Below are 15,362 nucleotides of genomic sequence, written 5' to 3'. Positions count from 1 at the left end.
ATAGCTAGTCTGTAAGGCGTTTTTTTATTTCTCGGAATTACATGTAGTTCAGGTGTAATTACTTGTTTAGCTATTTGGTATAATAATTGAACATTTTCGATGGGTTCAAATTAGAACATCAATACCTAACTTACCTAAACATAAATTATATGCCTCGTTGGTCTAAAATAGTACTTAAAATATTCGGAGCCCTTATTGTATTGATTCTTCTTTTATATATAGGTCTTGCCGTTTATGTTAATGCAAATAACAAAAGTATTCTCACTAAAATTAACAAGGAACTAAATAAGAACTTAGATGGCAGTGTGATTATTGGCAGTATGGACCCCGCATTTCTTAAAGGTTTCCCTGCATTTTCACTGAGTTTGAAAAACGTTATTGCGAAGGATAGTTTATGGAATAATCATAAACACAATCTGCTTGAAGCTAGTGATATAGATGTCTACGTGAATATGTTATGGTTTTTAAGAGGCAATATTGAAATTGGAAAAATAGGTATTAACAATGCGTCAATATATCTATATACGGATACGAATGGGTATAGCAATACTTCTCTCTTTAAGAAAAAAGAACAAAAGAAAAAAGCTACAGAAGGAGGCTCAGCACCGGCACGGATCAATAGAATTATCTTAAATAATGTAGATTTTGTGGTAGATAACCAAAAGGGACATAAACTATTTCATTTTGTGGTTGATGAATTAAGAGGAAAGTTTGATTATGGACTGCTTGGTGGGTGGGAAGCAGATATTCGTCTAAAAACTTTAGCTAAAAGTATGGCTTTTAATACAAGAAGAGGGAGTTTTATAAAAGATAAGTTATTGGAAGGGCCTTTTAAAGCAAACTATGATGAGGAAAAAGGTATTATTGATGTTGCTCCTAACGAACTGAAAATTGGAGGAGATCCTTTTATTATCGGAGCAAGGTTTGATATCTCTAAGGAAAGCACTGAGTTTACAATCAACATTGATGCACCCAAAATTTTGTGGCGCAGTGCATCTGCTTTGCTTGCACCCAATATATCAGAGAAACTGAATATGTTTAATTTGAGTCAGCCCATTCATGCTAAATGTAAATTACAAGGAGATATGGGGCCAGGGGGGGATCCCGAAATTAAGGTTGATGCAATTATTAAAGATAATCAACTGACCATTCCTGGGGGGGTAATTGACAACTGTAATTTTAATGGTGTATTTACAAATAACTATATCAATGGAAAAGGTTTTACAGACGAAAACTCAGCAATTAAGTTGTATCAATTTAAGGGCAGTTATAAGGATATTCAATTTTCAATTGATACTGCTTCTATTAACAATCTGGATAAGCCTATTGCTACAGGTATTTTTAAATCGGAATTTGAAGTAGCAAAGTTGAATAAAGTAGTAGGTGAAGATGTATTGAAGTTTGGAAAGGGGACTGCTATGGTTAATTTAGCTTATACAGCCGACATTGTAGATTTTAAATTAAATAAGCCCCTGGTATCAGGAGATATTGATTTGAAAAATGCTGATGTGAGTTATATTCCGAGAAAACTGAATTTTACTAATACCGCTATTTTATTAAATTTTACAAATAACGACTTATTTATTAAGAATATACACTTCCAAAGTGGAAAGAGTGTCGTAATGATGGATGGAGAAGTACATAATTTCTTAAACCTATATTACACTGCTCCTGAAAAGATATTATTGAACTGGAAAATCCGCAGTCCACAGATACATCTTGCTGAGTTTATTGGCTTTTTAGGAAGTCGAAAGCCCGCACCCAAGCGTAAAAAACATAATAGCAGTAAAAGTACATTTTCTGAAGATCTGAATCAGGTGTTTGAAAGGAGTAATGTGAAAATGAATTTAAAGGTTGATAAGGTTTATTATAACAAGTTTCTTGCTACCAATGCTACTGCAGATTTGTTGTTGTCAGAATCTGGTATTACGATTAGAAATGTAAGTGTTAAACATTCAGGAGGCTCTCTTAAAATGAACGGTAAAGTTATTCAACGGGGAACCTTAAACAGGTTCAATATCAACGCAGTATTGAATAATGTTGACATCAAGAACTTCTTTTATGCTTTTGATAACTTCGGCATGAAAAGTCTGACTTCCAAAAACCTGAAAGGTTTTCTCTTTTCTAATACCAATATATCGGGAGGTATAACAGATCAGGGAGCATTGGTAAAGAATTCCTTAAATGGAAACTTAACCTTTAACCTTAAAAGAGGGGCCCTTTTAAATTTTGAGCCCATTATTAGTGTTGGGAAATTTGCCTTTCCATTCAGAGATCTGAATAATATTACCTTCGATAATCTAAATGGTAGGTTTGATATACGTGGACAAAAGATAAATATTAATCCTATGCAGATAAATTCAAGTTTGTTAAATATGGATGTTGCAGGTGTTTATTCTTTAACCACAGGAACCAATATTGCAGTAGATGTTCCCTTAAGAAATCCTAAAAAAGATGCTGATGTAACTGATAAAGAAGAGCTTAAGGCAAGACGTATGAAAGGGATCGTTTTGCATTTATTGGCTACGGATGGGGAAGATGGAAAGATTAAAATAAAGCTTAACAAAAATAGAAACCAGACCAAGTAATACATTTTTTCTATAAAATCTATCAATTATCCTCTGTTTCTTTTATAAAGGCGGATTTTTGAGTATTTTCGGGCTTTCAATACAGATTAAGAACCCGAACTACAATGGACAAGCCAATACTTGTTTTGAAATTAGGCACTGCCTCAATAACCACTGGAAATGGAGAACTTGATGAGCTGGTTATTGCTGATGTTGCCAAACAGGTAGCAGAAATTGCAAAAGAATACCGTTTAATACTTGTTTCTTCAGGCGCTGTAGGCGCTGGTAAAAAATATATTAAGAACTACAAAGGGAAGATTTCAGAGCGAAAAGCTGCAGCATCAATTGGAAACCCCTTATTGTTAAATACATATTCTAAACATTTTCAGCCTTATGGAATCTCAATAGCACAAAGCTTGTGCGAGCGTCAGCATTTTTCAAATAGGAAGCAATTCTTGCAGTTAAAAGAAACTTACGAAGAGCTTTGGAAAAATGATGTGATACCTATTGCAAACGAAAATGATGTAGTGAGTAGTTTGGAGCTTAAGTTTTCTGATAACGATGAACTGGCAACGCTGTTGGGCGTAGGCTTTGGTGCATCAGTAATTTTATTGGGCACTTCTGTTCCAGGTGTGTTGGATAGAGATGGAAAGGTAATAGATAGAATTGAAAGTATCAATAACGATATCTTTTCATTGGCAGATAAGAATAAATCAGATCTTGGTTTAGGAGGAATGATTTCTAAATTGACATTTGCTCACCTGGCATCAGTAATGGGGATTAAAGTAGTCATCTTTGGCGTACGCAGTTCAGATGGAATTCTTAATGCTGTTCAGGAAAAGACCGGAACAGTATGTATTCCTAAAGCATCAAATATATCTGCAAGAAATAAATGGCTAGCTAGTGGAAGCCTTGTTACAGGTCGCATTGTGGTTGATGAAGGTGCATGTAATGCCATTAGAAATCGTAAAAGCTTACTTGCAGTAGGTGTTTTATCAGTAATAGAACAATTTAGTGATGGCGAGATTTTTGAAATCACTGATGAGCAACAACAAATTGTAGCAGTTGCCCGTGCTAAAACATCATCAGAGGCAATACTAAAAAATACAAAACAACATAACGTAGAAATTGCAAATGCCAGTGACATTGTAATACTTTAGATAATGGAGAATATTCAACAACAGTTAATTAAAGCAAAAAAGGCACAGACTTCTATTTCTTCCTTAAGTGATCAGGGAAAAAAAGATGTGATTAATAGCCTGGCTGTACTTATTAAGGCTCAATCAGAACAGATCATTTCGGAAAATTTAAAAGATCTGAACAAGATGCCCGATACCGATCCCAAAAAAGATCGTCTGTTGTTAAATGAAGCTAGAATATCAGATCTTGCTGCAAGTTTAAATGATGTTGCTGCTTTAAAAGACCCTACCAATACATTACTTTCTGAAAGCACTCTTGATAATGGATTGTTTATCCAAAAGAAAACTGTTCCACTTGGTGTAGTAGGGGTAATATATGAATCGAGACCGAATGTAACCATCGATGTTGCAGCACTGTGCATCAGATCTGGAAATGTATGCTTATTACGTGGTGGACAAGATGCTTATCATACCAATCTATATGTAGTTTCGTTAATTCAACAAGTACTGGAATCTCATGGCCTGGATAAAAATGTAGTACAACAACTTCCGGCTGATCGTAAATATATATTAGACATATTACAGGCAGAGGGATATATTGATGTAATCATTCCGCGTGGTTCAAATCAATTGATAGAGTTTGTACGTAAAAACGCCTTAGTTCCGGTTATTGAAACAGGAGCAGGGGTTTGCCATACTTATGTGGAAGCTACTGCTAAACTGGAAGAAGCGGCTGCCATAGTTGTAAATGCCAAGGTCTCCAGACCATCAGTATGTAATGCATTGGATACAGTGGTGGTAGATAAGGCTGTTGCAGAACCTTTTTTAAAAATATTAGCTCCTCTGTTAAGTAAATATGAGGTTGAAATATTTGCCGATGAGACATCATACTCAATTTTAAATGACTTAAAATATCCCCAGTTAAAACAAGCTTCAACAGAAGATTTTGGGAGAGAGTTTTTAGATTTAAAATGTTCGGTTAAAGTTGTTGAAGGTGTGGATGAGGCTATAGCTCATATTCTTAATTTTTCTTCAAAGCATTCTGAAGCTATCGTTACAGAGCATGATAGTAAAGCCGAAAGATTTCTGAATGAAATAGATGCTGCTGTTGTTTACCTGAATGCATCTACCAGATTTACCGATGGTCAAGTATTTGGTCTTGGAGCAGAAATAGGTATTTCTACACAGAAACTTCATGCTCGGGGTCCATTTGCACTAGAAAAACTGGTAACTGAAAAATGGGTTGTAAGAGGCAAGGGGCAGATCAGATAATCCTTTTTTTTAATTTAGCCTTGTGTGCTTTATTTTCCCAAATGGGGGAATAAAGCACACAATAAATTGATGTTACAACATGGAAACTCATTATTTCCATTGATTTAAGCTTCCTTTCTTTGGCTTGAATTTTGAATTTACTTGTGTTTGAACTCCATCAAATTTAATTAAACAGAAGTACTTGAGATCAGATAGCTTACTTAGAATGCTTGAGGTAATAGACGACTATGCTATTTTCTTATTAGACAAGCAAGGAAATATTGAGAACTGGAATAAGGAGGCAGAAAAAATAAAAGGATATAAAGCTGAGGAAATTATAGGTCATAATATCAGCATCTTTTATAATGAAGAAGCACGCCGAAACAAACTGCCTGAATTGCTGGTTCAAGAAGCTACGCTTAAAGGCCGATCTCAGCATGAAGGATGGCGCATAAGAAAGGGTGGAGAGCTTTTTTGGGCCTTTGTTACGCTTTCAGCTATATATGACGATAACAATAATGTTATTGGTTTTTCAAAATTTGTAAGAGATCTTACCGCAAAAAGAAACCTGGAAAAAACAGCTGAAGAGTATGCCCGGGAATTGGAGATCAAGAATAGAGAGCTTGAGCAATTTGTCTATATTGCTTCTCATGATTTGCAAGAGCCTTTGCTGACTGTAAAGAATTTTATTGAGCTGTTTAAAGATGAATATAAAGATGTTTTTGACGATAATGCCAAATTATATCTTGAGTTTATTGACAGATCGACTGAGCGGATGAGAAATCTGATTAAAGGTTTGTTGGATTATGCCAGGTTAGGCGGACAACAGTCTAAGACATTAGTGAATTGCAATACATTAATGGATAGTTTACAGAATGATTTGTTTAGCAGTATCAATGCTTCAGGAGCTGAAATTTATTATCAGAATCTACCCATAGTGTATGGTTTTGAAACTGCTTTGCGACAGCTTTTTCAGAATTTGTTGAGTAATTCATTGAAATTTAAAAAACCTGGTGTAATACCCAAGATTGAAATTTCGGTAACCAATAGTGAGAGCTATTGGCATTTTGAGTTTAAAGACAATGGCATTGGTATAGAAGAACGCTATCAGGAAAAAGTTTTTGTAATGTTTCAACGTTTGCATAATGTAACGGATTATGAAGGCTATGGAATCGGTCTTTCACACTGTAAGAAAATTGTGGAATTACATGGCGGTAAAATTACTGTTGAATCTGTTATTGATGAGGGGAGTACTTTTAAGTTTACACTTAGAGTTTAGTATTAAAAACAATTATATCAATGAAGAAGTATAAAGATCTTGATTGTGTTTTATTAGTTGATGATGATATTTCTACGAATTTTATACATCGTAGAATTGTAGAAAATGCAAAAATAATAGTAGATGTAAAGGAAATAACATCTGCAAAGGATGCGTTGGATTATTTAACTCAGTCTGGTAAATATGAAGATATTGAACCTGCACCCAAGGCGGGGATTATTTTTTTAGATATCAATATGCCGGGAATGAATGGATGGGATTTTATTGCCGAGTACAAAAATCTTGATGAAAGATATAAGGCAAGAATCATTGTTGTAATGTTAACCACATCTTTGAATCCCGATGATGCACAACATGCCGCAAATGTAGAAGAGATTGCTACGTATTTGCATAAGCCCCTGAACAAGGAGGCTTTTGCAAAAATCGCAGATCAATATTTTGAAGTATTGGTCGATGAATGATCTTGAGATTAAACCTCAAGATCATTCATTACAGCTTTAATCTTATCGCCAAGTCTGGCGTCAACTTCTTTAAAATCAGCCTTATTACTTAATGGTGCATTTACACTGCAGTAGAACTTAATCTTAGGTTCCGTTCCGGATGGGCGCGCAGATACAATACTACCATCTGCAGTAATAAATTGTAATACATCAGACTTAGGTAATTCTAATTTGGTTTTTACCCCAGTTTTTAAATCTGTTTGTACGCCAAGCTCATAATCCTTTAGCGTATCAATCTTCGAACCGCCCAAAGTAGCAGGAGGGTTGTTTCTGAATTTCTCCATCATCGCTTTGATATCCTCTGCACCTGTTTTTCCTTTTTTAGTGATAGAAACCAACTCTTCTTTATACAAGCCGTACTCTACATACATATTTAATAAAGCATCGTAAAGGCTGCTTCCTTTATCTTTATAAAAAGCTGTCATCTCTGCAATAAATGCACAAGAAACGATCGCATCTTTATCTCTTACTAAATCACCTACCAGGTAACCATAGCTTTCTTCACCACCTACTATAAAAGTACTTTTACCTTCTAATTGAGTCATAATCTGACCAATCCATTTAAAACCAGTTAAGGTATTATAATAGGTTACATTTTTAGCTTTGGCAATTGCTTCAATTAGGTTTGAAGTAACAATGGTTTTAACGATATACTCATTACCGGTTAGCTTGCCTTTTTCCTGCCATGCTGTTAGTACATAATTAATAAGGAGTGAACCTGTTTGGTTACCATTTAATAATACAAACTCTCCATCGTGATTTTTAACTGCAATTCCTACACGGTCAGCATCAGGATCTGTAGCCATTACCAGGTCAGCATCAATTTCACGTGCTTTTTTTAGGGCAAGTGTTAATGCTTCTTTTTCTTCCGGATTAGGATAAACAACTGTTGGGAAATTACCATCTGGCTTACTTTGTTCTTCAACAACCGTTAAATTGGTAAAACCGAATTGTTCTAAAGCTTTAGGTACAAGTGTAATTCCAGTTCCATGAATAGGAGAGAATACTATTTTAAGGTCTTTCTGACGGGCAATAGCTTCCGGAGAAACAGATAAAGCTGTAATTTTATCAAGGTACAGTTGATCAATATCTTCAGCAATTTGTTCAATATTGGCTGCTACACTTTCAAATTTAACTTCATCGATAGTTTTAATTCTGGCCACTTCATCCATTACCAGCTTATCATCCGGAGCAGTAAACTGGCCGCCATCAGCACCATAAGCTTTGTATCCGTTATATTCTTTTGGATTATGAGAAGCAGTAAGCATAACACCACTTTTACAGCCAAGGTTCCGTATAGCGAAAGACAGTTCCGGTGTTGGTCTTAAAGCGGAAAAGAAATAAACATGTATACCATTTGCTGAAAATACATCGGCAGTAATTTTTGCAAAATAATCAGAATTGTTACGACTGTCGTGCGCAATTGCAACTTTGATCTTTTCACCAGGATATTTTTTATTTAAATAATTAGCCAATCCTTGTGTAGCTGTACCGATTGTATATTTATTTATTCTGTTAGATCCAGGCCCCATTATTCCGCGTAAACCTCCAGTCCCAAACTCCAGATCTCTATAAAAAGAGTCTGTAAGTTCAGTGTAAGCCTCCTGATTTAAAAGACTTTGTATCTCATTCTTAGTTGTATCATCGTAATTGCCATTTAGCCATTCGTTGATGGTGTTTAAGGTAGCCTGTTCTAATTGCATATATGTCCTTCCAAATTTTATTTTGTCTATTTTGCTGTTATTAAGCATGATTTCTTTAAATTCACGCCCGATTACAAGTATATAACCATTTTGGTTAAAAATAAAATACTTGTAGCAAATAAATATAGCTATTTATACAGCTTTGAACCATTAAAAATTAAATAAACCGCATGAAACTGTTTTGTACCCATCATATCAATTATGATGGGTACAAATAAACTTCATGACCATTAAAAACAATTAAAGAATTATGAAAATATTAAAGTTTGGAGGCACTTCGGTAGGAAGCCCTGAGCGTATGAAAAAATTGTTGGATATCATAGATCCTGCAGAAAAACAAATAGTGGTATTATCGGCCGTGTCTGGTACAACCAATAGCTTAGTAGAAATTTCAGCCAAACTTTTAAAGGAAGATAAACAGGTTGCGTTAGATTTAATTAACGCATTGCACCAAAAATATAATGAATTTGTAATTGAGCTTTTAGTTGAAGGTGATTGTCGTGAACAAGGACAAGAAGTGGTTGATTATCATTTTAACTTCTTAAATACTTTAGCTAATGACATTTTCACCCCAGTTGAGGAAAAAATTGTTTTAGCTCAAGGTGAATTGTTATCTACTACATTGTATCATATTTATCTGAGATCAATAGGTGTGCCGTCAGTATTACTACCTGCATTGGACTTTATGAAAATGGATGAAGATAATGAACCTGATGTTCCTTTTACTACAAAGCATTTACAACCTATCCTGGATCAACATAAAGACAATAAAATCTTTATTACACAAGGTTTTATTTGTAGAAACAGTTTTGGTGAAGTAGATAACCTGCGACGTGGTGGAAGTGATTATACTGCATCATTGATAGGTGCAGCAATTTCGGCAGATGAAGTTCAGATCTGGACTGATATTGATGGTATGCACAATAATGATCCCAGAATTGTTAAAGGAACCAAACCAATTTCTCATTTATCGTTTGATGAAGCTGCTGAATTGGCTTATTTCGGTGCAAAAATCTTACATCCACAATCTGTATTTCCTGCACAGAAATATAAAATTCCAGTTCGATTGCTAAATACCATGGAGCCAAATGCAGCAGGAACCTTAATTTCTTCAACCAGTGAAAAAGGTAAGATTAAATCCATTGCTGCGAAAGATGGTATTACTGCAATTAAGATCCAGTCTAGCCGCATGTTATTGGCTTACGGTTTCTTGAGAAGAGTTTTTGAAATATTTGAAAGGTATAAAACTCCAATTGATATGATCACTACTTCTGAAGTTGCAGTTTCTTTAACTATTGATTATACAGATAACCTGGATAAGATTGTTGAAGAGTTACATGCTTTTGGAACTGTAGAAATTGATAATGATCAATCTATTGTTTGTGTAGTGGGTGATTTTAGCGCAGAAAAACATGGTTATGCATCAAGAGTATTGGATGCGATGAAGCATTTACCAGTGAGAATGATTTCTTATGGTGGAAGTAACTATAATATTTCATTGTTAATCAATACTGCAGATAAAACTGAAGCTTTAAGAAGTTTACACAATAGGTTATTTGAATAAGAATTAGGTTTTATCACCTTCTTTTTATCCATACAAGGATACCAATAAAAACAAAAATGAGTATGAAAAAGATTCTTAGTCTTCTATCATACTCTTTTTTGCTGATCTTTTGATTTCGAAGATCTATTTTGTTGCCTACGTAAATTAAGCCGAGTACAATTACAAAAAATATAACAAGATATTTAAACATTATGTTTTCTAATAAAGATATATCACGTTTCGCAAACTTAGAAACACCTTTCTATTATTACGATCTGAATCTGTTGCAAAGTACTTTAAACACTTGCGCAGATGCTGCTAAGTTATACAATTTTCATGTTCACTATGCCATGAAAGCGAATTTTAACCCAAAAGTTTTGGCTTGTATCAAAGCTGTTGGGTTTGGTGCAGACTGTGTAAGTGGTGGTGAAGTAAACAGAGCTGTTGAAGCTGGGTTTGATAGTGGACAGATTGTTTTTGCTGGTGTAGGTAAATCTGACAAAGAGATTAATCTTGCACTTGATCAGGACATTTTTTGTTTCAATGTTGAATCTGTTCAGGAGTTAGAAGTAATTAATGAATTAGCTGCAGGGAAAAATAAAAAAGCAAGGGTGGCAATTCGTATTAATCCCAACGTTGATGCGCATACACATCATAATATTACTACAGGCTTAGATGAAAACAAATTCGGTGTTAATTCATGGGATTTACCACAGTGTGCGGAAACATTAAAAGCTTCTTCAAATATTGAATTTATTGGTATTCATTTCCATATAGGTTCACAGATTACTAATCTGGATGTATATAAAAACCTATGCGTACGTGTAAATGAATTTGCCTTATGGTTTGAAGAAAGAGGATTTACAGTTAAAGTGCTTAATGTTGGTGGAGGTTTAGGGATTGATTACCATAATCCAGATGGACAGATTCCAGACTTCAGCAGTTATTTTAAAATCTTTTCTGAGTTCTTAGATGTAAAAGCTGGTCAGGAAGTTCATTTTGAATTAGGCCGAGCTTTGGTAGGACAATCAGCTTCATTGATTAGCAAAGTCTTATATGTTAAGAATGGCAAAAAGAAAAATTTTGTTGTTTTAGATGCAGGTATGACCGAGCTGATGCGTCCGGCATTGTATCAGGCATATCATAAGATAGAAAATTTAAGTCGCGAAAATGATATTGTATTAAAGTATGATATTGTTGGACCTATCTGTGAGAGTACAGACTGCTTTGGAAAAGAGGTAGAGCAACCAGAAACTTTCAGAGGAGATTTATATGCCATTAGAAGTGCTGGAGCTTACGGCGAAGTGATGGCTTCAAAATATAACCTTCGTGATGAAATCAGATCGGTTTATAGCGAAGAAGCTTAAACTAATATTATAAGAATAAAAAATCCCGTAACATGATCATGTTACGGGATTTTTTGTTTCAGCAAATCTTTTGTCAGAAGGAATATCCTAATGAAAATTTACTTGAAACGTTTATATTTTCTGATACTTCATAACCGAAAGAAAAGTTATGTACGTTCAAATGGTAATTAAAAGACCAGGCTGTTGATTTGTTTGTAAAATCATAAGCATCACGATCACGGTCAAAACTTTTAGCGAGACCAGGGGTAGTACCCAGAAATAAGCGGAAGGCATGTTGAATCTCTTTATTCTTTCTACCATGAAAAATCAGCTCAGAGGATAGACCTGTAGTCCATACATTGACTTTATCGGAAATATAAGAATCTGTATAATTTCCAGTTCCATGCTGTAGTTTTCTGAAATCGGCATAGCTGCCCATTTCCCTGCTAAATGCATTTTCCCAGTTGATAACTCTGAAATTCACATTTCCGTTACTTGATAATACCTGGTAACCAATACTTGTTTTTAAACCTAACCCACTTACATTTTTATCAAATGAAGGAAGGTAATTTTTGTTTTCATCAGTCACTTCGTGTATGTTGTGTTGAGCCTGACCCAGATACCCGAAGGCACCGTATGCGAAGTTGAATGACTCATAAGTATGTGCGCGATGTATATTTAATATACCTGTACCAAAGCTTACTGAATTTCCAGGAGAAGATGAGCCTGCAAAAGTACCTGTAATATAGGTTTTTGACCGTTTGTCGCTGTCGGCCATAGGTTTAGCCATATAGCTAATGTTATTTCCGGATATGGCAGGTGATAGATAAGATCGGCTACAGGAATATAAACTTAATACGGGGAAGAGCAATAATGACAAAATCTGTCTTTTCATTTTTTTTAGGAACTTACTTAGATATATAATGGATTATTTAATGTGTTATTGATCTTCAAAGAAATCGAGTAAACCTCCCATGAAATGTTCATCAAGCCCTTCTGTGAAATCTTCAAAGTCTCCCTCTGGTATATTGGTTTGTACAAATTCTAATGAAGTACCTTTTTTATCTTCATGAAGTTTAATGGTTACGATTGAAGGCTCATTATCTTCTCCAAAGTACCATTGTTGCACTATTCTTTTTCCGTATTCAAATTCCAGGTTTTTACCTGTAATATCACCATCCCACAATGAGAATTCTGTACCTGGTTCCTCTGTAAATTCCACTTCGGCACCTGTCCAAAGCTGAATACTTTGTTCTTTCGTTAACGCCAGATAAACCTCTTCAGGGGAGGCTGGGATCTGATAATATTTTTTAAAAGTTTTCATAATGTTAATTTTCCTTTTCACTTATGGGGCTAATTTCCCCAGTTTCTTCATACTCAGTTTTAATTTCCGATTGTACTGTATCTACGGGAACATCCTTTTTAAAGGATAATTCTTCGAAATATCGATGCAAAGCAGATTTCCATTCAAATTTAGGATAAGTAAATACAAATGTCTGCTTAACTCGCTTAGATTTTAAAAAATATCCGATAATAATAAGGTTAGTAATCACAGATAGAACGAGTTGGTAGATATCAGAAATATTAATTGGAGCTTTGTCGTGAAAATTCTTCATATAAACAATAAGGGATGCATCGTATACAACAAATATTAAACTCAAGATGCAGAACTTAATATAATGTTTAGGCAATTCCTTTCTTCTTTGGAAAAACAAAACCATACAAAAAACACCATAAGTAAAGAGAGCAGAATAAAAAATAATTTCAAGTATGAAGCCGCCCTTTAATACTATAGCATTAAGGCTGGTATCACCGAGGTTAGCCCAAAGTTGTTTGCTAAACAAATTAAATGAAAAAGGTTTGGCCAGTAAGGTTATTGGAAGTATAACAATTCTTATTGCAATTACAGCAAGCCAGCCTCCAATTGGAATTGCATCAGATATTTGTACAATGTCGAATGTACTCTGTTTAAAATATAACCTAACGAATAAAAAACCAGCAACAACCATTGTTAGGAGATAGGGAAAAGTCATATAAAAACTAAAACCTGCAGTTGATGAAGAATTTACACCATAATTGACGGTATAAGTAAGGTATTCATCAATTTTCTTAACATCAGTTATATATTCCTGAATTTTATTTTCCGGAATATGATCTGCTGCGTTTCTATAAGTATAGTTGAATTTTATAGTGGAATCAACTTGATTCATGTATACATCAAAGAAATAACCATCTCTATCTATATGAAAATTATCCTGCCCAATTGGCACAGCATAAGGCATTAATACAGTAATGTTTTGTTCAATATTTACAGCATGTTTTAAAGCAATAGGAGGAATCCGTTTCTTACTTTTTATTGTCCTTAGTTCCGTACTGACAAGATCACCATAAAAATATGCAAGTTTAATATCCGGCTTACTACCTTCTGTCCAGATGTCAGTGATCTCGTAAGACTCTGTAATTTCGAGTGTATTACTATCCTCATCGTCCTTGATTGCCAGGTTGTTTTTTACTTCAACCTCAGGATACATTTTAGTAAAATACTCTAAAAACCTTTTTTGTAAGTCATCAGTGCCAGATCCTGCAATTTCGGAACGCATATCATCCGCATAATTACTGGTATAAACACTATGAATCTGTAGTGTTGTTTTTGCCCCAGAAGCTGTATCGGCCATTTTGAACAACACCTCTGAGATTAACTTCCCTACAGGTTTACTCTCAATCATTTCCAAGGCATTTACACCTTTTTTGAGCACCAATACATTGCCATAGTTTGGCGCATAAAAATCATCAAAACCTCCGCGCTGATAAGCAATAGTAGGATCTACCCATGTTCTGTAATTATTATAATCAATTGCAACAATTACATGATTAAATATAAATGGACTAGGTAAATAATCATTTCTATATATACTTCCGTAGCTATCAGCATAAGTCATATAAGCATTGATGCCATTTGCCTGAAGCATCTTTACCAATAGTAAGGACTTATCTTTACAGTCGCCATACCTTTGTTGTAAAATCTTTTCAGGAGAATTGGGTCGGTGCGAGTAGATTCCAATTTCTATACCCATATATCTAATTTCATCCTGTACAAACCTCGTCGCCAGTTTAATATAATCCTTTATATTTCTTGACTGTGCTTTAAGTTCCTTTACTTTTTTGTCTAGTAAAGGTGTTTTAAGATTAGGATAGTCACTTACAGAAAGTCCCCAGTCGACTACTTCAGACCAGCTCGAAAATTCGCTTAATTGTGTTCTTTTTAATGGATTATACCATGAAGGTTCATAATCGGTAATCCTATGTGTTTTAGTAAGTGTATTTTCCCATTCGTACAGCCTTAAATTGTCTTTTTCTGTAATTTTAGGAGCTGGATCAGCATTGAAACTTTTGATATTTAGTTTTCTTGCTTTGCTGAGTATGACATTCATATAGATGTGACCTATACTGCTTGAACCTTCGGAGTACAAGGTGGAGGTATAATTTTTTCCATAAATAGGGTTGGAGCCCTTTAAGGTATAGGCAAATTCTATTCTATCTCCTTTTCTTACATCATCAAGAACCATTAATGCATCAAAAGTACCACTGTAAATAAAGCGGGAGAGGTCTTTTTCTGACTGGAGGAATTTAAATGCCTTTGTATTTAAACGATCGGATGATTTACCATTACGCCATACCAGAACCTTATGGAAGATGAGCTTCTGAAAGCCAGGGTCATAAGTTACTGAGATTTGAGAGCCATTCTGAACACCTGCATCGGAAACAATTTCTCTGATCAGATGTGTATAATCCTCCTCCAATTCTGCATGGGTTTGACTCCCATAAAATGCAATAAAATATCCATCAGAAATATCTTTATCGGCCGGCCTCTTATGTTTTGGTTCTACTTTTTGCAGCCAGGAGGGATTGGTTTTATTAATGTTGAAGTTTTTATTTTGCCCATGACTTGAATAAGATATAGCAAGACATAGGATAAGAGATACCCAGAGCGTTTTAAGAAGCATAGTGGTTAAAGATTGGTAACTGCTAATCTA

Annotated in this window: 11 protein-coding genes; 7 read left to right on the top strand and 4 right to left on the bottom strand. The window is 34.7% G+C overall.

Going from position 1 to position 15,362, the window contains the following annotated elements; translation table 11 throughout:
- Nucleotides 1-149 precede the first annotated feature (149 nt).
- The 5 genes from ABDJ41_RS05630 (at nucleotide 150) to ABDJ41_RS05610 (ending at nucleotide 6,697) form a co-directional block, all read left to right on the top strand.
- A complete protein-coding gene (locus ABDJ41_RS05630) occupies nucleotides 150-2,588 on the top strand; it encodes an AsmA family protein (RefSeq protein WP_349784834.1) in 2,439 nt (812 codons plus the stop codon).
- Nucleotides 2,589-2,692: 104 nt separating this feature from the next.
- Nucleotides 2,693-3,727: a glutamate 5-kinase gene (gene proB, locus ABDJ41_RS05625; protein ID WP_349784833.1), complete on the top strand. Its 1,035-nt coding sequence runs from the start codon at nucleotides 2,693-2,695 to the stop codon at nucleotides 3,725-3,727.
- Nucleotides 3,728-3,730: 3 nt separating this feature from the next.
- Entirely contained in the window at nucleotides 3,731-4,978 is a 1,248-nt protein-coding gene (locus ABDJ41_RS05620; protein ID WP_349784832.1) for a glutamate-5-semialdehyde dehydrogenase, read from the top strand.
- A 181-nt stretch (nucleotides 4,979-5,159) separates the two neighbouring features.
- Nucleotides 5,160-6,236 carry a sensor histidine kinase gene (locus ABDJ41_RS05615; protein ID WP_349784831.1) on the top strand — a complete coding sequence of 359 codons (1,077 nt, stop codon included), beginning with the start codon at nucleotides 5,160-5,162 and terminating at the stop codon, nucleotides 6,234-6,236.
- 20 nt (nucleotides 6,237-6,256) lie between these two features.
- Entirely contained in the window at nucleotides 6,257-6,697 is a 441-nt protein-coding gene (locus ABDJ41_RS05610; RefSeq protein ID WP_349784830.1) for a response regulator, read from the top strand.
- A gap of 8 nt (nucleotides 6,698-6,705) precedes the next feature.
- Here the strand turns inward: ABDJ41_RS05610 and ABDJ41_RS05605 are convergent, their stop codons facing one another.
- On the bottom strand, nucleotides 6,706-8,439 hold the full coding sequence (locus ABDJ41_RS05605) for a phospho-sugar mutase (RefSeq protein ID WP_349784829.1): 1,734 nt from the start codon (nucleotides 8,437-8,439) through the stop codon (nucleotides 6,706-6,708).
- Nucleotides 8,440-8,689: 250 nt separating this feature from the next.
- Here ABDJ41_RS05605 and ABDJ41_RS05600 point away from each other — a divergent pair, with 250 nt between their 5' ends.
- Nucleotides 8,690-10,003: an aspartate kinase gene (locus tag ABDJ41_RS05600; RefSeq protein ID WP_349784828.1), complete on the top strand. Its 1,314-nt coding sequence runs from the start codon at nucleotides 8,690-8,692 to the stop codon at nucleotides 10,001-10,003.
- A gap of 191 nt (nucleotides 10,004-10,194) precedes the next feature.
- A complete protein-coding gene (lysA, locus tag ABDJ41_RS05595) occupies nucleotides 10,195-11,349 on the top strand; it encodes a diaminopimelate decarboxylase (protein WP_349784827.1) in 1,155 nt (384 codons plus the stop codon).
- Between the two features lie 73 nt (nucleotides 11,350-11,422).
- Here lysA and ABDJ41_RS05590 read toward each other — a convergent pair whose 3' ends face one another.
- From ABDJ41_RS05590 to ABDJ41_RS05580, 3 genes are read right to left on the bottom strand one after another with little or no spacing between them, the layout of a single operon-like run.
- Nucleotides 11,423-12,223 carry a hypothetical protein gene (locus ABDJ41_RS05590; RefSeq protein ID WP_349784825.1) on the bottom strand — a complete coding sequence of 267 codons (801 nt, stop codon included), beginning with the start codon at nucleotides 12,221-12,223 and terminating at the stop codon, nucleotides 11,423-11,425.
- Between the two features lie 45 nt (nucleotides 12,224-12,268).
- The gene (locus ABDJ41_RS05585; protein WP_349784824.1) at nucleotides 12,269-12,652 is read right to left on the bottom strand and encodes an SRPBCC domain-containing protein; all 384 of its coding nucleotides are present in this window, start codon (nucleotides 12,650-12,652) and stop codon (nucleotides 12,269-12,271) included.
- A 4-nt stretch (nucleotides 12,653-12,656) separates the two neighbouring features.
- Entirely contained in the window at nucleotides 12,657-15,332 is a 2,676-nt protein-coding gene (locus tag ABDJ41_RS05580; RefSeq protein ID WP_349784823.1) for a DUF3857 domain-containing protein, read from the bottom strand.
- Between the last annotated feature and the right edge of the window lie 30 nt (nucleotides 15,333-15,362).

It is taken from the genome of Pedobacter sp. ASV1-7 (assembly GCF_040203335.1).
Taxonomy (GTDB): domain Bacteria; phylum Bacteroidota; class Bacteroidia; order Sphingobacteriales; family Sphingobacteriaceae; genus Pedobacter.
This window is presented reverse-complemented; position numbering and strand designations above follow the sequence as displayed.

What these genes read in the sequence shown, in the direction of transcription:
- ABDJ41_RS05630 (WP_349784834.1), top strand. Translation starts at nt 150, where the DNA reads ATGCCTCGTTGGTCTAAAATAGTACTTAAAATATTCGGAGCCCTTATT.
- proB (WP_349784833.1), top strand. Translation starts at nt 2,693, where the DNA reads ATGGACAAGCCAATACTTGTTTTGAAATTAGGCACTGCCTCAATAACC.
- ABDJ41_RS05620 (WP_349784832.1), top strand. Translation starts at nt 3,731, where the DNA reads ATGGAGAATATTCAACAACAGTTAATTAAAGCAAAAAAGGCACAGACT.
- ABDJ41_RS05610 (WP_349784830.1), top strand. Translation starts at nt 6,257, where the DNA reads ATGAAGAAGTATAAAGATCTTGATTGTGTTTTATTAGTTGATGATGAT.
- ABDJ41_RS05605 (WP_349784829.1), bottom strand. Translation starts at nt 8,439, where the DNA reads ATGCAATTAGAACAGGCTACCTTAAACACCATCAACGAATGGCTAAAT.
- ABDJ41_RS05600 (WP_349784828.1), top strand. Translation starts at nt 8,690, where the DNA reads ATGAAAATATTAAAGTTTGGAGGCACTTCGGTAGGAAGCCCTGAGCGT.
- lysA (WP_349784827.1), top strand. Translation starts at nt 10,195, where the DNA reads ATGTTTTCTAATAAAGATATATCACGTTTCGCAAACTTAGAAACACCT.
- ABDJ41_RS05590 (WP_349784825.1), bottom strand. Translation starts at nt 12,223, where the DNA reads ATGAAAAGACAGATTTTGTCATTATTGCTCTTCCCCGTATTAAGTTTA.
- ABDJ41_RS05585 (WP_349784824.1), bottom strand. Translation starts at nt 12,652, where the DNA reads ATGAAAACTTTTAAAAAATATTATCAGATCCCAGCCTCCCCTGAAGAG.
- ABDJ41_RS05580 (WP_349784823.1), bottom strand. Translation starts at nt 15,332, where the DNA reads ATGCTTCTTAAAACGCTCTGGGTATCTCTTATCCTATGTCTTGCTATA.